The organism is Pigmentiphaga daeguensis (assembly GCF_039523035.1).
In the GTDB taxonomy this organism is placed as follows: domain Bacteria; phylum Pseudomonadota; class Gammaproteobacteria; order Burkholderiales; family Burkholderiaceae_B; genus Pigmentiphaga; species Pigmentiphaga daeguensis.
This window is the reverse complement of the sequence record NZ_BAAAEN010000003.1, coordinates 1-23,770: the sequence shown is the minus strand read 5'-3', so window position 1 is coordinate 23,770 and position 23,770 is coordinate 1. Positions and strand designations below refer to the sequence as shown.

24 protein-coding genes, 1 tRNA gene and 1 pseudogene are annotated in these 23,770 nt (G+C 66.0%); 16 read left to right on the top strand and 10 right to left on the bottom strand.

Annotation, left to right across the window (positions count from 1 at the left end; all coding sequences use genetic code 11):
* Positions 1-28: 28 nt before the first annotated feature.
* The 4 genes from ABD104_RS05040 (at position 29) to plsY (ending at position 2,943) form a co-directional block, all read left to right on the top strand.
* Positions 29-745, top strand: a complete 717-nt coding sequence (locus tag ABD104_RS05040; RefSeq protein WP_087840852.1) for a TetR/AcrR family transcriptional regulator — start codon at positions 29-31, stop codon at positions 743-745.
* Positions 742-1,686, top strand: a complete 945-nt coding sequence (gene xerD / locus ABD104_RS05035; protein WP_132979399.1) for a site-specific tyrosine recombinase XerD — start codon at positions 742-744, stop codon at positions 1,684-1,686. The genes ABD104_RS05040 and xerD overlap by 4 nt, the downstream gene beginning before the upstream one ends.
* 14 nt (positions 1,687-1,700) lie before the next feature.
* Complete coding sequence (gene ybaK, locus ABD104_RS05030) at positions 1,701-2,186, top strand: Cys-tRNA(Pro) deacylase (protein ID WP_087840850.1); 486 nt, start codon at positions 1,701-1,703, stop codon at positions 2,184-2,186.
* 124 nt (positions 2,187-2,310) lie between these two features.
* The gene (gene plsY / locus ABD104_RS05025) at positions 2,311-2,943 is read left to right on the top strand and encodes a glycerol-3-phosphate 1-O-acyltransferase PlsY (RefSeq protein ID WP_087840849.1); all 633 of its coding nucleotides are present in this window, start codon (positions 2,311-2,313) and stop codon (positions 2,941-2,943) included.
* Between the two features lie 260 nt (positions 2,944-3,203).
* On the opposite strand, the pseudogene tsaD reads toward plsY, so the two are convergent.
* A pseudogene (gene tsaD / locus ABD104_RS05020) lies at positions 3,204-4,211 on the bottom strand (tRNA (adenosine(37)-N6)-threonylcarbamoyltransferase complex transferase subunit TsaD); the annotation flags it as partial.
* A 147-nt stretch (positions 4,212-4,358) separates the two neighbouring features.
* Between tsaD and rpsU the strand changes: the two are divergent.
* The 4 genes from rpsU to rpoD all read left to right on the top strand — a co-directional run bounded on the left by rpsU (position 4,359) and on the right by rpoD (position 9,898).
* Positions 4,359-4,571, top strand: coding sequence for a 30S ribosomal protein S21 (rpsU, locus tag ABD104_RS05015; RefSeq protein ID WP_087782307.1), 213 nt, complete (start codon positions 4,359-4,361; stop codon positions 4,569-4,571).
* A 168-nt stretch (positions 4,572-4,739) separates the two neighbouring features.
* Positions 4,740-5,201: a GatB/YqeY domain-containing protein gene (locus ABD104_RS05010; protein ID WP_087840847.1), complete on the top strand. Its 462-nt coding sequence runs from the start codon at positions 4,740-4,742 to the stop codon at positions 5,199-5,201.
* A 37-nt stretch (positions 5,202-5,238) separates the two neighbouring features.
* Positions 5,239-7,254 (top strand): DNA primase, encoded by a 2,016-nt coding sequence (dnaG, locus tag ABD104_RS05005; RefSeq protein ID WP_132979397.1) that lies wholly within the window; start codon positions 5,239-5,241, stop codon positions 7,252-7,254.
* Between the two features lie 283 nt (positions 7,255-7,537).
* Positions 7,538-9,898 (top strand): RNA polymerase sigma factor RpoD, encoded by a 2,361-nt coding sequence (rpoD, locus tag ABD104_RS05000; protein WP_243724448.1) that lies wholly within the window; start codon positions 7,538-7,540, stop codon positions 9,896-9,898.
* A gap of 260 nt (positions 9,899-10,158) precedes the next feature.
* On the opposite strand, the gene ABD104_RS04995 is transcribed toward rpoD, so the two are convergent.
* Positions 10,159-11,067, bottom strand: a complete 909-nt coding sequence (locus ABD104_RS04995) for a LysR family transcriptional regulator (protein ID WP_087840845.1) — start codon at positions 11,065-11,067, stop codon at positions 10,159-10,161.
* Between the two features lie 169 nt (positions 11,068-11,236).
* Here ABD104_RS04995 and ABD104_RS04990 point away from each other — a divergent pair, with 169 nt between their 5' ends.
* On the top strand, positions 11,237-12,430 hold the full coding sequence (locus tag ABD104_RS04990; RefSeq protein WP_279818023.1) for an acyl-CoA dehydrogenase: 1,194 nt from the start codon (positions 11,237-11,239) through the stop codon (positions 12,428-12,430).
* A 3-nt stretch (positions 12,431-12,433) separates the two neighbouring features.
* Here ABD104_RS04990 and prpR read toward each other — a convergent pair whose 3' ends face one another.
* Positions 12,434-14,404, bottom strand: a complete 1,971-nt coding sequence (gene prpR / locus ABD104_RS04985) for a propionate catabolism operon regulatory protein PrpR (RefSeq protein WP_343927224.1) — start codon at positions 14,402-14,404, stop codon at positions 12,434-12,436.
* 209 nt (positions 14,405-14,613) lie between these two features.
* On the opposite strand from prpR, the gene prpB reads away from it, so the two are divergent.
* From prpB to ABD104_RS04965, 4 genes are all read left to right on the top strand, one after another.
* Positions 14,614-15,504: a methylisocitrate lyase gene (gene prpB / locus ABD104_RS04980; protein ID WP_343927223.1), complete on the top strand. Its 891-nt coding sequence runs from the start codon at positions 14,614-14,616 to the stop codon at positions 15,502-15,504.
* Between the two features lie 147 nt (positions 15,505-15,651).
* Positions 15,652-16,827, top strand: a complete 1,176-nt coding sequence (gene prpC, locus ABD104_RS04975) for a bifunctional 2-methylcitrate synthase/citrate synthase (RefSeq protein ID WP_087840841.1) — start codon at positions 15,652-15,654, stop codon at positions 16,825-16,827.
* Between the two features lie 155 nt (positions 16,828-16,982).
* Positions 16,983-18,431 carry a bifunctional 2-methylcitrate dehydratase/aconitate hydratase gene (locus ABD104_RS04970; RefSeq protein ID WP_343927222.1) on the top strand — a complete coding sequence of 483 codons (1,449 nt, stop codon included), beginning with the start codon at positions 16,983-16,985 and terminating at the stop codon, positions 18,429-18,431.
* 46 nt (positions 18,432-18,477) lie between these two features.
* Positions 18,478-18,556 (top strand) — tRNA-Ile (locus tag ABD104_RS04965).
* 16 nt (positions 18,557-18,572) lie between these two features.
* On the opposite strand, the gene ABD104_RS04960 is transcribed toward ABD104_RS04965, so the two are convergent.
* The 4 genes from ABD104_RS04960 to ABD104_RS04945 all read right to left on the bottom strand — a co-directional run bounded on the left by ABD104_RS04960 (position 18,573) and on the right by ABD104_RS04945 (position 21,061).
* Complete coding sequence (locus ABD104_RS04960) at positions 18,573-19,388, bottom strand: tyrosine-type recombinase/integrase (RefSeq protein ID WP_343927221.1); 816 nt, start codon at positions 19,386-19,388, stop codon at positions 18,573-18,575.
* The gene (locus tag ABD104_RS04955; protein WP_343927220.1) at positions 19,385-19,582 is read right to left on the bottom strand and encodes a hypothetical protein; all 198 of its coding nucleotides are present in this window, start codon (positions 19,580-19,582) and stop codon (positions 19,385-19,387) included. Before ABD104_RS04955 ends, ABD104_RS04960 begins: the two co-directional genes overlap by 4 nt.
* Positions 19,582-19,875 carry a hypothetical protein gene (locus ABD104_RS04950; protein ID WP_343927219.1) on the bottom strand — a complete coding sequence of 98 codons (294 nt, stop codon included), beginning with the start codon at positions 19,873-19,875 and terminating at the stop codon, positions 19,582-19,584. The genes ABD104_RS04955 and ABD104_RS04950 overlap by 1 nt, the downstream gene beginning before the upstream one ends.
* 658 nt (positions 19,876-20,533) lie before the next feature.
* A complete protein-coding gene (locus tag ABD104_RS04945) occupies positions 20,534-21,061 on the bottom strand; it encodes a hypothetical protein (RefSeq protein ID WP_343927218.1) in 528 nt (175 codons plus the stop codon).
* Between the two features lie 59 nt (positions 21,062-21,120).
* Between ABD104_RS04945 and ABD104_RS04940 the strand changes: the two genes are divergently transcribed.
* Positions 21,121-21,768: a hypothetical protein gene (locus tag ABD104_RS04940; protein ID WP_343927217.1), complete on the top strand. Its 648-nt coding sequence runs from the start codon at positions 21,121-21,123 to the stop codon at positions 21,766-21,768.
* A gap of 35 nt (positions 21,769-21,803) precedes the next feature.
* Here ABD104_RS04940 and ABD104_RS04935 read toward each other — a convergent pair whose 3' ends face one another.
* Genes ABD104_RS04935 through ABD104_RS04925 form a run of 3 tightly spaced genes read right to left on the bottom strand, consistent with a single transcriptional unit; the run spans position 21,804 to position 22,636 of the window.
* Entirely contained in the window at positions 21,804-22,043 is a 240-nt protein-coding gene (locus tag ABD104_RS04935; protein ID WP_343927216.1) for a hypothetical protein, read from the bottom strand.
* A gap of 8 nt (positions 22,044-22,051) precedes the next feature.
* Positions 22,052-22,336, bottom strand: a complete 285-nt coding sequence (locus ABD104_RS04930) for a hypothetical protein (protein WP_343927215.1) — start codon at positions 22,334-22,336, stop codon at positions 22,052-22,054.
* A gap of 51 nt (positions 22,337-22,387) precedes the next feature.
* Positions 22,388-22,636 (bottom strand): hypothetical protein, encoded by a 249-nt coding sequence (locus tag ABD104_RS04925; protein WP_343927214.1) that lies wholly within the window; start codon positions 22,634-22,636, stop codon positions 22,388-22,390.
* A 451-nt stretch (positions 22,637-23,087) separates the two neighbouring features.
* Between ABD104_RS04925 and ABD104_RS04920 the strand changes: the two genes are divergently transcribed.
* Both ABD104_RS04920 and ABD104_RS04915 read left to right on the top strand, forming a co-directional pair.
* Entirely contained in the window at positions 23,088-23,354 is a 267-nt protein-coding gene (locus ABD104_RS04920) for an SGNH/GDSL hydrolase family protein (RefSeq protein ID WP_343927213.1), read from the top strand.
* A complete protein-coding gene (locus tag ABD104_RS04915; RefSeq protein ID WP_343927212.1) occupies positions 23,341-23,613 on the top strand; it encodes a hypothetical protein in 273 nt (90 codons plus the stop codon). Before ABD104_RS04920 ends, ABD104_RS04915 begins: the two co-directional genes overlap by 14 nt.
* Positions 23,614-23,770: the final 157 nt, after the last annotated feature.

Here is a 23,770-nt window from a genome sequence, read left to right as displayed (position 1 = left end):
CGTAAAGATTTCTTTGCGAAGATGGGGCATGCGAGCTGATCTTCCCCCGGGTGGCAAGAGCCCCCGTCGCACCGTTGCCCGCCAGGCGGGTTCTTATCACCACGGCGACCTGCGCCAGGCATTGCTCGACGCGGCCCGATCCCTGCTCGACGAGCGCGGCCTGGAAGGCTTTACGCTGCGCGAATGCGCGCGCCGCGCGGGGGTTTCCCATGCGGCGCCCGCGCATCACTTCGGCGATGCCGCCGGGCTGCTGACGGCGTTCGCCGCTGCCGGCTTCCGGCAGTTGTCGGCCATGATGCGGGCCTATCGCGACAAGGCCGCCGCCTCGCCGCAGGCCCAGCTGCGGGCGGTGGGGCTGGCCTACATCGATTTCGCGATCGGCCATCGCGCCCAGTTCCAGCTGATGTTCCGCTACGACCGCTTGTCTCCCGGCGATCCGGGATTGGAGCAGGCGGGCAGCGAGGCCGCCGGCCATTTGTCCAGCACGCTGGCCGGCGCGCTGGCCGAACGGGGGCTGGACGGGCAGGGCGAGGATTTCGAGCGCCGGCTGTTGCTGGCATGGTCCGCGGTCCATGGTTTCGCGACCCTGCTGCTCGAAGGCCGGCTCGACGGCTGGCGCGGCCGGCAGTCGGTTCCCGCCTTCGCATCCCGTACCGGCGACGACGTGCTGGCTGTCCTGGAGGTGGCGCTGCTTGCGCCACCGGGCGCCGGCACGCGGCGGCGGAGCCGGGGACGCGCGGCATGAATGCGGCGCGGGATGGCCGGGCCAGGTCCAGGCAGGGGGTGGTCCGTCCGGGAGACGATCCCGGCATCGCGGCGTTCCTCGAAGCCATGTGGCTGGAGGACGGACTGTCCGACAACACCCTGCGCGCCTACCGCCAGGACTTGTCGGCCTTCGACGCCTGGCTGAAAGACAAGCGCGCCTCGGCCCTGGACCGTGCCCAGGCGCACGACATCGAGGCGTGGTTCGCGGCGGTCCACCACCAGAGCAAGGCCACCACGGCCAACCGGCGGCTGGCGACGTTGCGCCGCTATTTCCAATGGGCCCTGCGCCTGCACCGCGTGCAGGCCGATCCTTGCCTGACCCTGCGTGCCGCCAAGCAGCCGCCGCGCTTGCCCAAGACGCTGTCCGAGGCCCAGGTCGAAGCCCTGCTGAGCGCGCCGGACCTCGACACCGACCTGGGGCTGCGTGACCGCGCCATGCTGGAGACGCTGTACGCCACGGGCCTGCGCGTGTCCGAACTCGTCGACCTGAAGTCCCTGGACGTCGGCTTGAACGAGGGGGTGGTGCGCGTGGTCATGGGCAAGGGCGGCAAGGACCGCCTCGTGCCGCTGGGCGCCGAGGCGGCGCACTGGATCACGCGTTATCTGGAAGAAGCGCGTCCCGCGCTGCTGGGCGGCAAGGTCAGCGACGCGCTGTTCGTGACCGCCCGCGCCGCTCCCATGACCCGGCAGAGCTTCTGGCTCATCGTCAAGAAGTACGCGGTCCGGGCAGGCGTGCGCGCCGCCTTGTCGCCGCACGTGCTGCGGCACGCCTTCGCCACGCACCTGCTCAATCACGGCGCGGACCTGAGAGTGGTGCAGATGCTGCTCGGGCATGCCGACATCTCCACCACGCAGATCTACACGCACATCGCGCGCGAGCGGCTTAAACTGCTGCACGCGCGGCATCACCCGCGCGGCTGAGGCCGCCCTTCACCATGAGCAAAGCCAGACACGTTTCAGAAACACCCGCCACGCAGTTCCTGCGCAAGCACGGCGTCGCCTTCACCGAACATGCCTACGACTACGTCGAGCACGGCGGCACCTCCGAATCGGCGCGCCAATTGGGCGAGGACGAGCACATCGTGGTCAAGACCCTGGTCATGGAGGACGAGGCCACCCGGCCGCTGGTCATCCTGATGCACGGGGACAAGGAAGTATCGACCAAGAACCTGGCGCGGCAGATCGGCGTCAAGAAAGTGGCCCCCTGCAAGCCCGAGGTGGCCCAGCGGCATTCGGGCTACCAGGTGGGCGGCACCTCGCCCTTCGGGACCCGCAAGGCCATGCCGGTGTACGTGGAAGGCAGCGTGCTCGAACTGCCGCGCATCCTGATCAACGGTGGGCGCCGGGGATATCTCGTCGGCATCGATCCGGCCGAACTCGTCCGCCTGCTGAAGGCCGTCCCGGTCGCCGCCGCGCTGTGACGCGGACGCGCGGCGGCTTTCGTGCGCTTGCAGCGGGACAGTGCCCTGCCCAACCGGTAGAATCGCCGCCTGTCATGCCACCGTCACCGTGACGTGGCCACATAGGCCCAAGGGTTTTCCATCCATGATCTCCGTCGCCGCCGCCGTCATCGCTTATCTGATCGGTTCCATCTCGTTCGCTGTGGTCGTGAGCCGGGTAATGGGGCTCGACGACCCGCGCACCTACGGCTCCGGAAATCCGGGCGCCACCAACGTGCTGCGCTCCGGCAGCAAGGCCGCCGCGATCCTGACGCTGATCGGCGATGCCTTCAAGGGCTGGGTGGCGGTTTGGCTGGCCCAGGTCTATGCGTATCGCCTTGGCTTTGGCGACACCACGATCGCGGTGGTGGCGCTGGCGGTATTCCTGGGCCACCTCTACCCGGTGTTCTTCCGGTTCAAGGGGGGCAAGGGCGTGGCGACCGCGCTGGGCGTGCTGCTGGGCCTGCAACCCTGGCTGGGCGTCGCGACGCTGGCGACCTGGCTGATCGTGGCGGTGTTCTTCCGCTATTCGTCGCTGGCCGCCATCGTCGCGGCCATCTTCGCACCCATCTATTACGTGTTCGGCCACGGCGTCGCCTGGACCGCCGACTCCCGTATCGGCACCGCCATCGGCCTGATGGCGCTGATGCTGCTCTACCGCCACCGGCAGAATATCTCCAAGCTGATGGCCGGCAAGGAAAGCAAGCTCGGCAAGAGGAGTCCCCCCCCTACGCGCTGAGGGAAAGCTCACCCCCTACGCCCTTCGGGCGCCCCCTCAAGGGGGCGGCGCTGGCGGACCGGCAAAGCCGGATCCGCTGCGCCCTCGATCTAGCGCCCGTTTCTTGGCACGCCACGCACTTGCCATCGCTGGCAGCCAGCGGTGGCAACCGTGCCACGACCCAAGATGATCCCACTAGACCCAGGATGCGGCGGATCTGGCTTTGCCAGTCCGCCCGCATCGCCCCCTGGGGGGCGCGCATCAGCGCGTAGGGGGGGCTCCAGTGGCCAACGCGGTTGGACCGTGAAGCTCATGTGGCGCTCGGTGGGGTCGGCCAGGCCGGCCTGCAGGCGCAGGGCGGCGGCGAAGGCGATCATGGCGCCGTTGTCGGTGCACAATTCCAGCGGCGGGAAGAAGGCCTGCGCGCGCAGGCGCGCGAGGTGGGCGGCCAGGCGTTCGCGCAGCAGCCGGTTGGCGCCCACGCCCCCGGCCACCACCAGGCGTTTCAGGCCCGTGGCCTCGAGGGCCTTGGCGGCCTTGGCGACCAGTACCGAGACGATGGCATCCTGGGTGGCCGCGGCCAGGTCGGCGCGGGCCTGGGCGTCGTCGGGGTCCAGGGACTTCATGCGGGTCAGCACGGCGGTCTTCAGGCCGCTGAAGCTGAAATCCAGGTCCGGGCTGTGCAGCTTCGGGCGCGGCAGGTCGAAGCGGCCGGCGTCGCCGGATTCGGCCAGCCGGGACAGCGCCGGTCCCCCGGGATATCCCAGGCCCAGCAGCTTCGCGGTCTTGTCGAAGGCTTCGCCGGCGGCATCGTCCAGGGTCTCGCCCAGCAATTCGTAGCGGGCCACGCCGTCCACCCGCATGAGCTGGGTGTGCCCGCCGGAGACCAGCAGCGCGACGAAGGGGAATTCGGGCCGGGGCGTTGCCAGCAGCGGCGACAGCAGGTGCCCTTCCAGATGGTGGATGGCGATGGAGGGCAGGTCGCGGGCCCAGGCGATGGCCTGCGCCACGCTGGCGCCCACCAGCAGGGCGCCGGCCAGGCCCGGCCCGGCGGTGTAGGCGATGGCGTCCACGTCGTCCAGGGTCAGGCCGGCGTCGTCCAGGGCCTGCCGGGTCAGGGGCAGCACCCGCCGCACGTGGTCGCGCGAGGCCAGCTCCGGCACCACGCCGCCATAGGCCTGATGCATGTCGACCTGCGAGTACAGCGCGTGGGCCAGCAAGCCGCGTTCGGCGCTGACGACGGCGACGCCGGTTTCGTCGCAGGAGCTTTCGAAGCCGAGGACAATCATTGAAAAATACGCGTGGACGCGATTATGATCAGAGTTAACCCTAGCGGCAGTGTAGCACCGAGGCTGCGGAAGGGTTGGCAATGTGGAAAAGGATCTGCTATATTGGCAGGCTTGATCAACCCCTAGCAACCCCGAGGCAATCGTTACATGCCGACAATTCGCGTTAAAGAAAATGAGCCGTTTGAGGTCGCCCTGCGTCGTTTCAAGCGCACCATTGAAAAGACTGGCTTGCTGACCGAACTGCGCTCGCGCGAGTTTTACGAAAAGCCCACGGCCGAGCGCAAACGCAAGCATGCCGCCGCCGTCAAGCGCCACTACAAGCGCATCCGCAGCCAGCAGCTGCCCAAGCGCCTGTACTGATTGCTGCCGCGCCCCTGGCGCGAAGTTAGCTTTCCGGTAGTTTCGCAAAGTAGTTGTCAGAGCCGCTACGGCACGAGCCGGGCGGCTTTTGGCGTTTTTGCCGTTATCCTCTGTCCTGGCTCGCGTCCGTCGTGGCGCCCGGCTTTTCTTCTTATCGCGGAATCCCTCATGAGCGCAGATACCCTCAAAGCCCGCCTGTCCGATGAAATCAAGAGCGCGATGCGCGCCAAGGCGACCGAGCGTCTCGGGACCCTGCGGCTGCTGTCGGCCGCGGTCAAGCAGAAGGAAGTGGACGAGCGCCGCGAACTGGCGGATGCCGACATCGTTGCCATCGTCGAGAAGCAGGTCAAGCAGCGCCGCGAGTCGATCGCCTCGTTCGAGCAGGCCGGCCGGACCGAGTCGGCCGAGCAGGAGCGTGCGGAAATGGCGGTCCTGCAGGAGTTCCTGCCGCAGGCCGCTCCCCAGGAAGAGATCGAGGCGGTGGTCGCGGCCGCCGTGGCCGAGGTCTCGGCTCAGGGCGTCACCGGCGGCGCGGCCATGGGCAAGGTGATGGGACTGGTCAAGCCTAAACTGGCCGGCCGTGCGGACATGGCCGAAGTGTCCAAGCTGATCAAGGCCCGCCTGGGTTGAGCCGGCAGGCCGTGCGTTCTTCCTTCGTGCCGCGCGCATGATCCCCGAGTCATTCATCCAGGATCTGCTGGCCCGTGTCGACATCGTCGATGTCGTGGGCCAGCACGTGCAGTTGCGCAAGGCGGGTGCCAACCTGCTGGGTTTGTGCCCCTTCCACGGCGAAAAATCGCCATCTTTCACGGTCAGCCCCACCAAGCAGTTCTATCACTGCTTCGGGTGCGGTGCCCATGGCACGGCCATCCGCTTCCTGATGGAGCACACCGGCGCCGGCTTTCCCGAGGCGGTGCGCTCGCTGGCGGGCATGGTGGGCATGTCGGTGCCCGAAGAAGAGCGCAGCCCGCGGCAGCGGGCCGCGCGCCAGCAGCGCGAAGCCATGGTGTCGCGCCACAGCCAGGTGCTGGAAACCGCCAATACCTGGTACCGCCAGCAATTGCGTGGTGCCAGCGCGGCCGTGGCCTACCTGAAGGGGCGCGGCGTGTCCGGCGAGATCGCGGCCCGGTTCGGGCTGGGCTGGGCCGGCGGCGAGCGCCAGGGCTTGTCGGCGGTCCTGCCCAATTACGACGATCCGCTGCTGGTCGAGGCCGGACTGGTCATCCTGAGCGAAGACGGCCGACGTTACGACCGGTTCCGCGAGCGCGTCACCTTTCCCATCCGGAATGCCCGGGGCCACCTGATCGGCTTCGGCGGCCGCATCATCGGCAAGGGCGAGCCCAAATACCTCAATTCCCCCGAAACACCCATCTTCTCGAAGGGATCCGAGCTGTACGGACTCTGGGAAGCACGGCAGGCCATCCGCAAGGAAGGAATGGTGGTGGTGGTCGAGGGCTATATGGACGTGGTGGCGCTGGCGCAGCTCGGCATCGAATGCGCGGTGGCCACCCTGGGCACGGCAACCACGCCGGTGCACGTGCAGAAGCTGCTGCGCGCCAGCGACAGCGTGATTTTCAGCTTCGACGGCGACAAGGCCGGACGCAAGGCCGCCTGGCGCGCGCTGGAGGCCTGCCTGCCGCTGCTGCGCGACGATATATCGATCCGCTTTCTTTTCCTGCCGGACGAGCACGATCCTGATTCGTACGTGCGCGAATTCGGCGCCGAACGCTTCCGCAAGGCCTTGCGCGAGGCGATGCCCTTGTCCCAGTTCATGCTGGGCGAGCTGGTCGAGCGGCACCAGATGGACGAGGCCGAAGGCAGGGCGCGCTGCGTGCATGACGCGAAGCCCCTGCTGCAGGCCATGCCGGCCGGCGCGCTGCGCATGCAGGTGCAGCGGGAACTGGCGCAACTGACCCGCCTGACCACCGAAGAGCTGGCCCAGTTGGTTCCGTTGCAGGACGTGCCCAGCGGGCCACTGGTACAGACCCCCGCCCAGATGCGGGGAACTTCCCCGGTGCCGGCCCGCTCAGAGTCTAATAATGGCGTGCAGGACAGTGCCGACGCCCCGGATTGGGGGCCCGACCACGAACCGCCTGACGACCATTTCTACGAACCTGCCCCGGATTTCCATGATCGGCCCGCCGGGCCGGCCGCGGGTGGCGGGTTCCGGCCGGGGCGCTTCAAGAGCGGGCGCTTCCGGGACCGCGACGGTCGCTATGGCGACGAGCGGCCGCAGGGCTATACGGGCCCGCGGGCCAAGGTGATTCCGATAGCGGGGCGTTTGCTTCAGCTGCTGCTGACGCATCCAGGCCTGGTCCGGCACATGGACGAAGATGCCGAACGTTTGCTGGAGGCCAACCAAGGATACGAATCGGTCAAGGCGCTGCTGACGCTGGTGCGCGAGACCGGCGCCCAGCATGCGGGCGCGCTGTTGCAGGCGGCCGAGGGCAGCAAGCTGTCGCAGACTCTTGTGATGGCGTCGACGGCCACCATCTATGAAGAAGAGTTGCCCAATCCCGACGCGGAACTGCACGACGCGCTACGCATGGTGGCCTTGCACGCCGCCGTCGCGGAACAGCAGCAATTGGCGGCCTCGGGCCTGAAGGATGAGCAGGACAAGGCCCGCTATCTTGCCCTGACCGAAAGAATCCTAGAGTTGAAGAAGCCGAGGGTGTTAGAATAGAGGGTTTACCGTAGGTTAGATCGGGAGAATTTTTTCCCGTTTTCTGGTATGGATTTTGCTATGCGCAATCTTGCCAGAGACCCTTGCCGGATGCGTGGGGCGCGGCGGTTGCCAGACGCCTTGTCCGATATCCGGCCGGGATGTATCCAAGCAGTAGCAGGCCGAGTGTTGTATGCCGCGTGTACCCGGCGGCGGCCGAGATCGGTGCACGAGTGCCGACCCGCGGGTTGGGGGCTGGAGCGATCCAGCCACCGGATGAAATATTAGGAGTGGTTGACCGACCATGGCGAAAACGACAGGCAAGACGCTGACTGTGAACAAATCCAAAGCCGAAGGGCAAGACAAGGCCAAGGAGAAGGCTGCGTCCAAGACGGCGGCCGCCAGCGGCGTCAAGGTGACGGTCAAGTCGGCTGGCAGGGCCCGCACCAAGCTGCTGGACCCGCAAGCCGCCGCCCCGACGGTCGACGCCGACTTCGACGCCGTGGCCGAGCCCGCCGAGAAGGCCAAGCCCGCCGCCAAGGCGGCCAAGAAGGCCACCAAGACGGCGGCCAAGACCGCGACCGCCGCCGACAAGAAGAACGCCGAGAAGAAGCTGGCTGAACTGCTGGCCAAGCCGGCGGGCCGGCGGCCGGGCCGTCCGCCCAAGGACGCCAAGCAGGCCGAGTCCTCCGGCAGCGATTTCGACGATGTGGGCGATGGCGACGTCGACGCCGAACCGATTCCCGAAATCAAGATCCCCAAGGGACGGGGCAAGCGCGGCAAGGCGGATCCCAAGGACCTGATCGCCCGCGGACCCGTGACGCCCGAGGAATACGAGGCGCGCCGCAATCGCCTGAAGCTGCTGATCAAGCTCGGCAAGGACCGCGGCTACCTGACCTATGGCGAGATCAACGACCATCTGCCCGATGACTTGGTCGATGCCGAAGCCATCGACGGCATCATCAGCACGTTCAACGACATGGGCATCTCGGTCTACGACCAGGCGCCCGATGCCGAAACCCTGCTGCTGAACGAGAACGCTCCGGTCGCCTCGTCCGACGACGATGCCGAGGAAGAGGCGGAAGCCGCCCTGTCCACGGTCGATTCCGATTTCGGCCGCACCACCGACCCCGTGCGCATGTACATGCGCGAGATGGGCTCGGTCGAGCTGCTGACCCGCGAAGGGGAAATCGAAATCGCCAAGCGCATCGAGGACGGCCTCAAGCACATGGTGATGGCGATCTCCGCCTGCCCGACCACGATCAACGAGATCCTGGAGCACGCAGACCGCGTCCGCGCCTCCGAGATCCAGATCGACGAGATCGTCGACGGCCTGATCGATCCGAACGATGGCGAGGAATATGCCGGTTCGGGCGTCACCTCGTCGTCCGACGATGACGACGAAGAGGGCGACGACGCTCCCGCCGGCGGCATGAGCAGCAAGCAGGTCGAAGAGCTGCGCGTGAAGTCGCTGGAGAAGTTCGAAAGCGTCAAGCGCTGGTTCGACAAGATGCGCCAGGCCTACGAGCGCGAGGGCTACAAGTCGGAAGCCTACATCACCGCCCAGGAAACCATCCTGGAGGAAATGATGGGCATCCGCTTCACCGCGAAGATGGTCGAGCGGCTGGCCGACACGCTGCGCGCGCAGGTCGAGGAAGTCCGCAAGCTCGAGCGGGCGATCATGCAGATCTGTGTGGACCGCGCCGGCATGCCGCGCACGCACTTCATCAAGGCCTTCCCCGGGCACGAGACCGACCTGGAATGGGTGCTTGGCGAAGTCAACGCCGGCCACGATTATTCCGAGACGCTGTCGCGCCAGATCCCGGCCATCCAGGAACTGCAGCAGAAGCTGATCGACCTGCAGGCCCGCGTGGTGCTGCCGCTGAAGGACCTCAAGGACGTCAACAAGCAGATGGCCACCGGCGAGGCCAAGGCCCGCAAGGCCAAGCGCGAGATGACCGAGGCCAACCTGCGCCTGGTGATCTCGATCGCCAAGAAGTACACGAACCGCGGCCTGCAGTTCCTGGACCTGATCCAGGAAGGCAACATCGGCCTGATGAAGGCGGTGGACAAGTTCGAATACCGTCGCGGCTACAAGTTCTCGACCTACGCCACGTGGTGGATCCGGCAGGCCATCACCCGTTCGATCGCCGATCAGGCGCGCACCATCCGCATTCCGGTGCACATGATCGAGACGATCAACAAGATGAACCGGATCAGCCGCCAGATCCTGCAGGAAACGGGCGCCGAGCCCGATCCCGCCACCCTGGCGCAGAAGATGGACATGCCGGAGGACAAGATCCGCAAGATCCTGAAGATCGCCAAGGAGCCGATCTCGATGGAGACCCCCATCGGCGACGACGACGATTCGCACCTGGGCGACTTCATCGAGGACACCGCCACGCTGGCGCCCTCGGACGCGGCCTTGCACGGTTCGATGCGCAACGTCGTCAAGGAAGTGCTGGATTCGCTGACGCCGCGCGAGGCCAAGGTGCTGCGCATGCGTTTCGGTATCGAGATGAGCACCGACCAGACCCTGGAAGAGGTGGGCAAGCAGTTCGACGTGACGCGCGAGCGCATCCGCCAGATAGAAGCCAAGGCGCTGCGCAAGCTGCGCCATCCGAGCCGGGCCGACAAGCTCAAGAGCTTCCTGGAAGGGCAGTAGAGGGGTCCCCCCCCTACGCCCTTACGGGCGCCCCCCAGGGGGCGATGCGGGTGGACCGGCGGAGCCGGATCCACCGCATCCTGTGCCTAGTTCCTTTATCTCGGGTTGTGGCGCCGGTGCTTCGCTGGCTGCCCAGTGATATCAACGGTGCGGAGCACCGCATGGCTGCTTTGATCCAGGGCGCCGCGGATCCGGCTTTGCCGGTCCGCCAGCGCCGCCCCCTTGAGGGGGCGCCCGAAGGGCGTAGGGGGTGGGGTTTTTTATAGCCCATGCTGCGCCCGGTACTGGGCCGCCTGGGCGGCCAGCCACTGCGTGAACAGGTGCAGGGGTTCGTGGTCGGCCTTCCACTCGGGCAGGACCAGGTAGTAGTTCTTGTCCCGCACCGATTCGCGTTCGCAGGCGACGATCAGCCGGCCCGATGCGAGTTCTTCTTCCACGATCAGCCGTGGCACGAGGGCGATGCCCTGGCCGTGCACGGCAGCTTCCACCAGCATCGAGAACAGTTCGTAGCGCGGCCCGCCCAGGTCGTGCGGATGGCTGACGTTTTGCGCGGCGAACCATTGCCGCCAGGCGTAGGGGCGGGTGCTTTGCTGCAGCAGCCGGTAGGCCGAGAACTGCCCGGGCATGATGCGCTTGCGCACGCCCAGCAGCTTGGGCGAGCACACGGGGACCAGCTTCTCCGGCATCAGGAAGACCGCCTCGGTGCCCGGCCAGGGGCCGTCGCCGGCGTAGATGGCGGCGTCGAAGGGGGTGCCCTCGAACAGGAAGGGCCGGCTTTGCGGAGTGATGTTCAGGACGATGTTGGGGGCGTGGCGTTCGAAGTCGGCCAGGCGCGGCAGCAGCCAGCGGGTGGCGAAGGTGGGCACGGACGCCAGTTCCAGCACGCCGCCTTCGCCGCGCCGGGCCATCAGGTCCAGGGTGTCGCGCTCGACCTCGTCCAGGCGGCGCGCCACGGTCTCGCCGTAGGTCTGGCCGGCCTGGGTCAGGGTGACGCCGCGCCGGGTGCGGCGGAACAGCTTCAGGCCCAGGAAGGATTCCAGGCCGGCGATCTGGCGGCAGACGGCGCTCTGGGTCAGGGCCAGTTCGGCCGCGGCCTTGGTGAAGCTCTGGTGGCGCGCGGCTGCCTCGAAGGCGGCCAGGGCGGCGGTGCTGGGCAACTTGCGGCGCATGAGGGGGGGCCCGGAATCGTCAGTCTCTACTTTACCAAGTGCGGAAAACGCACAGATAAGTGAAAAGAACTCGTTTGGCGTGGTGCTCGAATCCGTATATCTTGCAGGAAATTCGCCGGGAGGACACGGTGTCTCCTGTTTCCCCAACTACTTGCGAGACATGAATCTTATGCACAAGCCTGCACAATTCAACTGGGCCGACCCCTTGCTGCTCGATCAGCAGCTGACCGACGACGAGCGCATGGTGCGGGAAGCGGCGGCGGCATACTGCCAGGACAAGCTGATGCCGCGCGTGCTGGAGTCGTTCCGCAACGAGCGCACCGATGCCGCCATCTTCCGCGAGATGGGCGAGCTGGGCCTGTTGGGGCCCACCATTCCCGAACAATACGGCGGCCCCGGCCTGAACTACGTCAGCTACGGCCTGATCGCGCGCGAGGTCGAGCGCGTCGATTCCGGCTACCGGTCGATGATGAGCGTGCAGTCCTCGCTGGTCATGGTCCCCATCCATGAGTTCGGTACCGAGGCGCAAAAGCAGAAATACCTGCCCAAGCTGGCCACCGGCGAGCTGATCGGCTGCTTCGGCCTGACCGAGCCCAACCACGGTTCGGATCCCGGCTCCATGGTCACCCGCGCCACCAAGGTGGACGGCGGCTACCGCCTGAGCGGCGCCAAGATGTGGATCACCAACTCGCCGATTGCCGACGTGTTCGTGGTCTGGGCCAAACTCAAGGACGAGGACGGTAAGGACAACATCCGCGGCTTCATCCTGGAGAAGGGCTGGAAGGGTCTGTCGGCCCCCGCCATCCACGGCAAGGTCGGCCTGCGCACGTCCATTACCGGCGAGATCGTCATGGACGAGGTCTTCGTGCCGGAAGAGAACTACATGCCCAACGTGGCCGGCCTGAAGGGGCCGTTCACCTGCCTGAACTCCGCACGCTACGGCATCGCCTGGGGCGCGCTGGGGGCCGCCGAGTACTGCTGGCACACCGCCCGCCAGTATGTGCTGGACCGCAAGCAGTTCGGCCGTCCGCTGGCCGCCAACCAACTGGTGCAGAAGAAACTGGCCGACATGCAGACCGAGATCACGCTGGGCCTGCAAGGCTGCCTGCGCCTGGGACGGATGAAAGACGAAGGGACGGCTGCGGTGGAGATCACCTCCATCATGAAGCGCAACTCCTGCGGCAAGTCGCTGGACATCGCCCGCGTCGCGCGCGACATGCTGGGTGGCAACGGGATTTCCGACGAGTTCGGCGTGATCCGCCACGTCGTCAACCTCGAGGTGGTCAACACCTACGAAGGCACGCACGACATCCATGCGCTGATCCTGGGCCGCGCCCAGACGGGCATCCAGGCCTTCTGCTAGGCCTTACGAGGCGCCGGGCGGCGCCTCTTTCAGCTTGCGCCACAGCGTGGCGGGGCTGATGCCCAGTATCCGGCACGCCGCCGCGCGGTCGCCATGGCAGGCGTCCAGCACCCGGCGTGCGTGGGCGGCCTGGCTGGTCCGGGCGATCTCGTCCAGCGGCGCGAAGGCGGCCTCGCCTCCGGCGGCGGGCGCCTCGTCCGCGCCGCCGTACAGCTCGGGCACGGTGATCTCCAGTTCCAGCTCCAGTTCTTTGCGGCCGATCTTGCGGCCCGCATGCGATACCGCCACCCGTTCCAGCACGTTTTCCATCTCCCGCAGGTTGCCGGGCCAGGCGTATTGCGCGCACCGTGATCGGACGAAGGCCGGCAGGCGCACGGGCCGGGCCATGCCCAGCCGCCGCTGCGCGCGGGCGTAGAGTTCCTCGGCCAGTTCGTCGATGTCGCCTTCGCGCTCGCGCAGCGGCGGCATGGCGATGCGCAGGATGTTCAAGCGGTAGAACAGGTCCTGCCGGAAGTCGCCGGCGCGCACCATGGCTTGCAGGTCGCGGTGGGTGGCCGCGATCACCCGTACGTTGACCGCCACCGGTTCCAGCGCGCCTACCGGCAGCACCTGCCGCTCTTGCAGCACGCGCAGCAGGCGCACCTGCAGCGCCAGGGGCATGTCGCCGATCTCGTCCAGGAACAGCGTGCCGTTGTGGGCGGCCTCGAACAGTCCGGTCTTGCCGCCCTTGCGCGCGCCGGTGAAGGCGCCTTCCTCGTAGCCGAACAGTTCGCTTTCCAGCAGGGGTTCGGGGAAGGCCGCGCAGTTGATGGCGACGAAGGGAAAGTCGCGGCGGGGGCTGGCGCGGTGCATGCCCTGCGCCAGCACCTCCTTGCCGGTACCGCTCTCGCCCTCGATCAGTACCGTGGAGCTGACGCCGGCGTACAGCCGGGCCAGCTCGCGCACCCGCTGCATGGGTCCGGAGCTGCCGAGCAGGTCGTCCAGGTCGTAGCGCGTGCCCGACGGCCGCGCCGGCGCGCCGGTACGCAGGTTGCGGTCCACCCGCTGGATGGCCTGGGCATCCTGGGCCGTGACCACCGCGCCCAGCAGTTCGCCGCCGCTCAGGATGGGGATGCGGTTGAGGATCAGCACCTTGTCGCGCACCTTCTGGATGGTCTCCAGTTCTTTCTGCCCGTGGCGCAGGGGGCCGTCGAGCGAGATGGCCGGCGCGGCTTCCTCCAGCGGCTGGCCGATGGCCTGTTCGCGCCGCAGGCCCAGCAGCCGCTCCATGGGCGGATTGAGCGACTGGATGCGGCCTTCGGCGTCCACCGCGGCCACGCCTTCGTTCAGGTGGGACAGCACCGTGTTCAGGTATTCGCGGCGGCGCTGTTCGATGCGCGCGAGCCGGGCCGCCTCGATGGCGTCTTCCATTGCGACGCGGATCGAATTGCTGGAGTAAAGGAAGACGCCGGCCAGGCCCTGTTGCTCGGCCAGGTCCGAAACCAGCCCGGGGCCGACGATGACCTCCAGTCCGGCGCGCTTGAGCGCCTTGACCTGCGCGGCGGCGTCCTCGGTCGTGACGTAGCTGTGGCTGGGGAAGTCCAGCCCGAAGGCCTGCTTGAAGGCTTCGGTCTCGGGAAAGGTGGAGGCGTGCGTGACCAGGGCCAGGCGGCTGGACAACTGCCTGGCGGTGGTCAGGGCGTGCATGACGTCGAAGCCCGTGACCTTGATCAGGATGACCGGCACGTCCACGTGCTGGCGCAGGTAGGCGCCGTTCGAGCCGCCCGCGACCACCGCATCGACCAGGCCCTGGCGCGCCGCCTCGTTGATCGAGCGGGCCGCCGTCTCGAAGCCTTCGTCGACGATGCGGAAATCGGCTTGTCCGGCATATGCCGGAGCCAGTTCGGCGAAGGCGCGGGAGACGCGGCTGATGCCCATGGTCCAGATGACGGGCCGGGATTGCGAGCGGGGGGGAAGCGCGGCAGGGAGGTCCATGGCAAGATCCGTATTGCAGATTTGATTATATAGATTTCAAATGTGAAATGAATCTGCCGTCAAAGGCGGGCGGGCGAGTCCGTCGACGCCTGGGACGCCGCGGGCAAAGCCTGTGGCCATGCGGCCTGGCGCGGGGAAGGGGCGGCCCTGGCCCACGCATGGCACGGTCTTTGCAGTAAGCTGAGTTTTCCCTAGTCCGAGTCATCGCCATGACCTCCTCACGACCTGCCTCGCCCGGCGCCCGCTTCCGCCAGGCGCTGCGCGAAGAACATCCCCTGCAGATCATCGGCGCCATCAACGCCAACCACGCCTTGCTGGCCAAGCGCGCGGGCTTTCGCGCCGTCTACGTATCGGGCGGCGGCGTGGCAGCCGGCTCGCTGGGCATGCCCGACCTGGGCATCAACACGCTGGACGACGTGCTGATCGATGTGCGCCGCATCACCGACGTGTGCGACCTGCCCCTGATGGTGGACATCGATACCGGCTTCGGCCCCTCGGCCTTCAACATCGCGCGTTCGGTCAAGAGCCTGATCAAGGCCGGCGCCGCTGCCTGCCACATCGAGGACCAGGTCGGCGCCAAGCGCTGTGGCCACCGTCCGGGCAAGGAAATCGTCTCGGCCGCGGAAATGGTGGACCGCGTCAAGGCGGCGGCCGATGCCAAGACCGATCCCGACTTCTTCCTGGTGGCGCGCACCGACGCGATCGCGGTGGAGGGGCTGGACGCCGCCATCGAGCGCGGCCAGGCCTGCGTGGAAGCGGGCGCCGACGGCATCTTCGCCGAGGCCGCCTACGACCTGCCCACCTACCGCAAGTTCGTCGACGCCGTGAAGGTGCCGGTGCTGGCCAACATCACCGAGTTCGGGCAGACGCCGCTGTTCACGGTGGAGGAACTGCGCAGCGCCGACGTGTCCATGGTGCTCTACCCGCTGTCCGCCTTCCGCGCCATGAACAAGGCCGCGGAAACCGTCTACACGGCCATCCGCCGCGACGGGCACCAGAAGAACGTGATCGACATGATGCAGACGCGCGAGGAGTTGTACGATCGCATTGGCTATCACGCGTTCGAACAGCATTTGGATGCTTTGTTCAAAAAGAGGTAGACCCCCCCTACGCGCTGACGCGCGCCCCCCAGGGGGCCGACGGCGGGGGACCGGCAGAGCCGGATCCCCCGTGTCGTGGTCTAGGGCCGAAGGCTGCCAGGGGGTGGATCTCAACAGTAGCAACTGCCAAATGGAGCGAGTGAGACGATGAGCGCAACGGTATCGAATCAGAAGGACCAGCCGGCCGCGGGGCCGAAGCCGAAGAAGTCGGTGGCCCTGTCGGGCGTGATGGCGGGCAATACCGCCTTGTGCACGGTGGGCCGCAGCGGCAACGACCTGCACTATCGCGGCTATGACATCCTGGACATCGCCGATGAGTGCGAGTTCGAGGAGATCGCCTATCTGCTGGTGCACGGCAAGCTGCCCAACCGCAACGAACTGGCGGCCTACAAGACCAAGCTGAAGGCGTTGCGCGGCCTGCCCGCGAACGTGAAGGCGGCGCTGGAATGGCTGCCCGCGGCCAGCCACCCCATGGACGTGATGCGCACCGGCGTGTCGGCCCTGGGCTGCGTGCTGCCCGAGAAGGACGACCACAACCTGCCCGGCGCGCGCGACATCGCCGATCGGCTCATGGCCTCGCTGGGATCGATGCTGCTGTACTGGTACCACTACAGCCATCGCGGCGAGCGCATCGACGTCGATACCGACGACGACAGCATAGGCGGGCACTTCCTGCACCTGCTGCACGGCAAGCCGGCGCCCGCCTCGTGGGTGCGGGCCATGCACACCTCGCTGAACCTGTACGCCGAGCACGAATTCAACGCCTCCACCTTCACCGCCCGCGTCATCGCCGGCACGGGCTCGGACATGTACTCGGCCCTGACCGGCGCCATCGGCGCGCTGCGCGGACCCAAGCACGGCGGCGCCAACGAAGTCGCCTTCGAGGTCCAGAGCCGCTACGAGACGGCCGACGAGGCCGAGGCCGACATCCGCCGCCGCGTCGAGAACAAGGAAGTGGTGATCGGCTTCGGCCACCCCGTCTACACCGTATCCGACCCGCGCAACCAGGTCATCAAGGGCGTGGCCCACCGCCTGTCCAAGGAGTCCGGCAACATGCGGCTGTACGAGATCGCCGAGCGCCTGGAATCGGTGATGTGGAGCGTCAAGAAGATGTTCCCCAACCTCGACTGGTTCAGCGCCGTCAGCTACCACGAGATGGGCGTTCCCACCGCCATGTTCACCCCGCTGTTCGTGATCGCCCGCACCGCCGGCTGGTCGGCCCACATCATCGAACAGCGCATCGACAACAAGATCATCCGCCCCAGCGCCAACTACACCGGCCCCGAAGACCGCAAGTTCGTGCCGCTGGCCAAGCGCAAGTAAAGAAAAGACCGCTTCATTCCTGCAATAACCAACATCCTTCAACCCATCAAACCCGCAAAGCGCAAACCGCCCATCCAGGGCACCGCGGATCCGGCTCCGCCGGCCCGCTGGTGCCGCCCCCTGGGGGGCGCGCGAAGCGCGTAGGGGGGAGCCCCATGTCTTCTATTTCCACTGTCCGTCCCAAACCCGACCAGGTCCTGGTCGACATCGTCGACTACGTCCTGAAAAAGCGCATCACCAGCAAGCTGGCCTACGAGACCGCGCGCAACTGCCTGATCGACACCCTGGGCTGCGGCCTGGAGGCGCTGGAATATCCGGCCTGCACCAAGCTGCTCGGACCCATCGTTCCCGGCACCGTCGTGCCCAACGGCGCCAAGGTGCCCGGCACCCAGTTCCAACTCGATCCCGTGCAGGCCGCCTTCAACATCGGCGCCATGATCCGCTGGCTGGACTTCAACGACACCTGGCTGGCCGCCGAATGGGGCCATCCCTCGGACAACCTGGGCGGCATCCTGGCCACGGCCGACTGGCTGTCGCGCCAGGCCGTCGCCGCAGGCAAGAAACCGCTGACCATGCGCGACGTCCTGACCGCCATGATCAAGGCCCACGAAATCCAGGGCTGCATCGCGCTGGAGAACTCCTTCAACCGCGTCGGCCTGGACCACGTGGTGCTGGTCAAGGTCGCCTCGACCGCCGTGGTCGGCCAGATGCTGGGGCTGACCCGCGATGAACTGATCAACGCCGTGTCCCTGGCCTGGGTCGACGGCCAGAGCCTGCGCACCTATCGCCACGCGCCCAACACCGGCTCGAGGAAGAGCTGGGCCGCCGGCGACGCCACCAGCCGCGCCGTGCGCCTGGCGCTGATCGCGCGTACCGGCGAAATGGGCTATCCCTCGGTGCTGAGCGCCAAGACCTGGGGCTTCTACGACGTCCTGTTCAAGGGCCAGCCCTTCAAGTTCCAGCGCCCCTACGGCAGCTACGTGATGGAGAACGTGCTGTTCAAGATCTCCTACCCGGCCGAGTTCCACTCGCAGACCGCCGTCGAATGCGCGATGGACATCCACAAGCAGTTGCAGAAGCAGGGCCGCAGCGCGGACGACATCAAGAAGATCACCATCCGCACCCACGAGGCCTGCATCCGCATCATCGACAAGAAGGGCCCGCTGGACAACCCGGCCGACCGCGACCACTGCATCCAGTACATGGTGGCCGTGCCCATCCTGTTCGGCCGCCTGACCGCCGGCGACTACGAGGACGAGGTGGCGAAGGACCCGCGCATCGACCAGTTGCGCGACAAGATCGTCTGCGTCGAGGACCCGGCCTTCACCAAGGACTACCACGACCCCGAGAAGCGCTCCATCGCCAACGCGCTGACCGTGGAATTCAAGGACGGCAAGAAGCTCAAGGAAATCGTCTGCGAATACCCCATCGGCCACAAGCGTCGCCGCAAGGACGGCATCCCGCTGCTGGAAGCCAAGTTCCGGACCAACCTGGCCCGCCGCTTCCCGGCCAAGCAGCAGGACACCATCCTGGGCGTGTCGCTGGACCAGCAGGCGCTGGAGGCCATGCCGGTGCATGAGTACGTGGATCTGTACGTGATCTGAGCGGTCCTCCGGCCGAGAGCGCAACTCGGTGTAGAATTGCGCCCTCGGGCCTCTAGCTCATGCCTGGTTAGAGCAGCGGACTCATAATCCGTTGGTGCTCGGTTCGACTCCGAGGAGGCCCACCAAAGAATCACTTATGTATCAAGCACTTAGCGCCACCCTCGCCGGTGGCGTTTCTTTTTGCGCGATGCCGTTTGACCAAAATTTGACATTTTCTGCGTGCGCGGCGAGGTGCGAGGTGGCCAGGTGCGCGTACTTCTGCACCATCTCGATCCGCTCCCTGCCGCCAAGCTCCTTGAGCACCATGAGCGGCGTGCCGCGCTGAACGTGCCAGCTCGCCCAGGTGTGCCGCAGGTCGTGAAAGTGGAAATCTTCGATCTTGGCCGCCTTGCATGCTCGGGCGAACATGCGCGCGTCGATCTGGCTGATCTTGGTCACCTCCCGCCCCTTGGCTGCCTGCCGGGTGAACACGAGGTTGTCGTGCTTGCCCAGCCGGCGGCGCAAGACCGCCACCGCGTCATCGTTGAGCGGCACGGCCCGCGCCCGTTTGGATTTCGCTCCGCTGTGCGTAACCCACGCGGTGCGGCGGACGATATCAACCTGGGACCACGTGAGGGACAGGATTTCGTCCGCCCGCATGCCGGTGCTGACCGCGAACAGCGCAACCTCCTTGAGCCAGTCTTGTGAAATGGCCTGGATGAGGTGCGTGATGACGGACGGCGGCTCCCAGCGGACACGCACGTCCGGTTCCTCGAACGCCTTGAGCTTCGGTACCCGGTCGATCCATTCCCACTCCATGGCGAGGTTCAGGATGCGGCGGATGGTCGCCAGATAGCGGTTCTTGGCCGCCGGCGCCAACGGTGTCGGCTTTCGGTCTTGTGCGTCGTGTGCGTCGGGAGCTTCGCATGAATGCCCCCTGCGGTTATCGCCCTTCGCGGGCAAAGAAAAAATGATCATCGTGATACCTCTGTGGATTGCCGGCGCTGGGCGCGGTCGCGGTCGTAGGCGATCAGGCAGGCTTTGCACCAGCTCTTGAACGCACCGCCCGCGCGCACGCGGCTGTAGAACTCGTCATCGGCGGGCCAGAACGCGCGGCAGCGCGTGCGTTCCAGCTCTTCGCCCAGCTCGGTATGGATGGTCTCGCGCGCCACTATCGCTTCACCGGATGCGGCCCGCGTCCCGCGCGGTATTCGGCCCAGGCGTCATCCTCGGCGCGCTGCGCGGCCGAGTAGCTGTGGGGGCCTACCGGCACCCCAGCGGTGGCCAGGGCGCGGGAGACGGCCGCAAGCGCGTCGCGGCGCCCGTCCTGGTAGCATGCGTCGCCGAACTCGGCCACCTGCGTTTCGGTGTAGGCCATGACCTCGCCGTCAACGTCGTAGCTGGTGCCGAAAATCTTGCGCTGGCGCGGCAGGACCCGCATGCGCTTCGGTGTGTCCGCCTTCATCTGACCTCCGTCCTGCTTGCAGGGGTGCTACGATCGAACATGCTGGCAGTCGGCCGGCTTACCCCAAGACCGAGTCTTCGTAGAGCTCGCCATTGACCAACGAATCCCAGAGCCCGCTTCCTAGCCTTCGCATTTGTCCTGATACCGGCGCCATATGGTTCCCTGGCCTGGGGGTGAAACTCGGGGCAGGTGCACGTGCCGCTGATGTACCCTCGACGTTGTTGCCGATGCGTGCAGGTCACAGGGACATGGGCACCGGATACGAATGGCACCACTATCACGGCGCGAGCTTCGGTGGTTTGCCATGCTCCTTCGCGCTTTGCTATCACCTTGGATCGTTGCAGCAGTTGAACTTTGGTGTAAGCATTACCGATGCAGAGATAGTCGGGGGCTGGCCAACTCGTGCTTCCAGCGAACGTGAGATCGCCTTTGTTCGGATGGAGTTGGCGCAGCAGCTTGGTCGATCGTTCAGCTTGGGGGGCGAGCACTTTCCCTGGGGTGAAGTCTGGTCTAGCTTCGACGCGAAAGGCGCTTGTGCAAGTTCCGGACTGCGGTACTCCAGTGCTGCGTCCACCCTCAAGTCTGGCTAAGCCGTCTACGGCGCTCATCGGGGCGCTGGCGAGCGCATCCAGTAGCGCCGCAACCTGCTCGTCGGCCTTCATCGGGTCACCTCGTGCAGCCACGGCTTGATCAGATCCCACGCCCAGGGCCCGCCGTAGACCACGGCCAGCACCGCGATGGCGCCGACGGTGACCAGCGAAAGGAACAGTCCGTCCAGATTGATGTAGCCGCCTTGCTTGCGCAGGTCAGCCCCCTGGCGCCCTACCCCCAGCGCGCCGCCATGGAACGCAATCGTGTCCCTCAATCGCTGGCGCATGTAGTCCGACATCACGATGCAGTAACCGACGGCGCCGTGATAGCCCATCGCCGCGCTCAGCTCCTTCAGCACGTCGAGCGGGTTGTAATTGACGAACGCCCGGCTGATACCGGCCTGGTAGTGGCGCCCATTCGTCGTCACGCCGCCGCGCATCGCGCCAAGCGCGGCGGTGTCGGCCCTGTCGTCCTCGGGCCGGGCGTCGTCCGTGTCGCGGGCCGCGACGCAGATGCAGGCGGCGGCCACGCCGACCGTGCCGCCGAACAGCATGCCCACGATCATTCCCACGATGAAGCTGACGGTCGAAGTCATGCTGACACTCCACTGGGGCTGGAATACGATTTGACCGAGAAATGAGATGGGGAAAAAATATGGTCCAGCTGACAAAGGGAGACTGGCTCCGCCTTGGGGCGCTTGCATTGTGGTTGGTATCGTGGACCCCGTACTGGGATGCTGCGGCTGACAATCTGCTTCGAGAGCCCTGGCAAGCTCTTGGAGCCAGTGCGACTCTTGTCGCCAGCGCAGTAGCCTTGTACATAGCAGGCACTGAACGTAGAGAACGTGAACGTCGTCAAGCAGCCTTCGCTGATGAGATTGGACAACTTGCTTTCTTCGAATGCACTATTGCCTATCAAGCCGCCAGAAGTTTGGGAGTGCTGTTGCACCGAGGAGCGAATTTCGAGAATGGAGTCGGAGTTACGTCGGATGATCCATGGGGGGGGCAGGTCAGTCGCCAACTTGGGAAAATGCATCTTCCATTGACCCGACAAATGCTCGGGCAACTGAACCAATTGCCGCATGAGAACGGCATTCGCCTCGCCGCCGCGATCGCCATGCTTGAACGGCATCGTCGGGATGTGGAGGGCTTGCTGGAAAAATACGTACTCGCCAACCAAGCCTTCCGAGACCATTGCAAACTGACTCTTTTTCTTTCGGAAAAATTGATCGCATTGCTCGGCAGCTATGTAGTAACGGCAGGCGACCTTACGGCGCCCTTGGCTCAGCACATCGGGACGTGAAGCGACTGTGGCACGAGTAGTTTTGGAAGGCGTCATTACTCTGTTCCTTTCTGCGCGCTGATGCCGTGAGCCACAAGCAACTGTCTCAACCGGTGGATTTCTTCGTTGGCAGCAAGGTAGGCGATCGATCGCTGGTGCAATGCCAACGTCTGACCGTCATACAAACGCTGGGCTGCATCGCGCGCCGCGCATGCCCTCTCGTAAATGTGCCGCGGCACGGTCAGGGTAGACAGACGCATGGGGTGCGTTGCCATGGTGGTGGGTTGGTGGTGCATGCAGGCTCCTACGGATGCTGTACAAGCAGCTCTTGGGCGCGGTCATAGCCGGCCTGATATTCATCGAACTCGGGCGTATTGGTGCCGGGCCGGCCGTACCGCCCCACGGGGTCGGACATGTGGCCCGCAGCGTGGGCGACCACGAGGCCTTGGCGAAACGCCGCGGTGCGCGTCTGGCCGTCGAGCTTGATCATCCGATCGGCCCAGGCCGTGCTGGTCTCGCGGCGATTGATGCGGCCAGCGCGGTAGTGGCTGATGTAGCCGCGGCGGCGGGGATAGCGAATGGTCCTCACTATCGTCTTCTCCTGGAATGTGGCCCCGACAACCGGGGCGGGTTGTCGGGGTTAGGACGGATCGCGCCCGCTATCCTTACGGTCGGGCACGTAGCCGACCACCAGGACCAGGGCATAGAAAACTGTGAGCACTTGCGCGACCAAGACCAGAAAGCCGATGTGGCGCTCAATGGCGAAGACCATTTCGAAAAGCTCGACGGCCAGAACAATCAACACGTTGGCGGCGCATATGCTCCAGACCAACCGGCTGGTGCGCCTGGTCGTGCTACGCACGTCGCCCCTGCTGGTGGGCTTGCTCATTGCGCTTGGCCTTGTGCTTGCATCGAATCGAACGGGCGCCTCCAGGATTGAGGCCTGGGTGCGCTGAGCGGTATCAGCCGCTGGGTATGCTGGAGCGGTGTATTTCGACTTGCAGCGTCTACGGCGTCGGCATCGACGCTATGCCCTCTTATGGAAGCTACGCCGCGCACGCCAGCAGCGGGCCCGCCAGCTTCGGGCGGAAACCACTGCACGGTCGAATAGCTGCGAGACGCCAGCCCCATAAACGCGGTTGTGTGTTCGAGCTGGACCCGCGAGCCCTGCCCGATGACCCGGGCCAGGTCCCACGCCGCATCGGCGTGGCGCCCGCCGTTGACGATCAGCAGGAAGTCCGCATTGCCGAGGGCCGGCGCGCGGGCAACCATGACGCTGATGCCAGCGCCATGAAGGCGGCGCACGGCGGCGATGGATCACGCTGCCACCCAATTACCACATGCGCGACATCCCCGGCCCGTCGTACGGGACGTTGTGGCAGTACGCGGACGCCTCGAAAAACGTGTGCGAGTACTACGCCATCCCTGTGCTGGACATCCTACGCATGTCGCAGCTGCGTCCCTACAACCTCACCAATGGCGCGGCGTTCTTCCGGGATGCATCGCCCACGTTCCTGCATCCGAACGCGGCCGGTCACGCCATGCTCGGCGTCAACATCGAGCCCTGGTTGCTCGCTCTCCGAGGGAAATTCCATGCGCTTCGATGAGGAACTTGAACAGGAAGTGAACGACCTGACGGCACTGCGCGCTGGCGCGCCTGAAGGCCTCGCAGGACGCGTTGATGCCGCCATCGCGGTGCTGGAGCACCGCATGGATGCCGGCGCCGTCAGCGGGTATTGCAGCCTGCCCGAGACTGACCCGTTCGAGCAGGCGGTCGCCTGGGAGACCCTGAGCTGGATGAACGGCTCGCTCGCGGTGCCGCGGCCATCGCTATCGCCGCGACTGGTTGCCACAGAAGCGGAGTGACGATGAACGACGACACCAAGATTTCGTGGTCGGTGGCCACGCCGTCAGCCTGTGGGCGTCTGACCTGCTCCCCGAGATTAGTACGGTAATGATGTAGAGTCTGCCTCCGTGGAGGTAGCATGAAGAAGCGTTTCACAGAAGAACAAATCATTGGCAT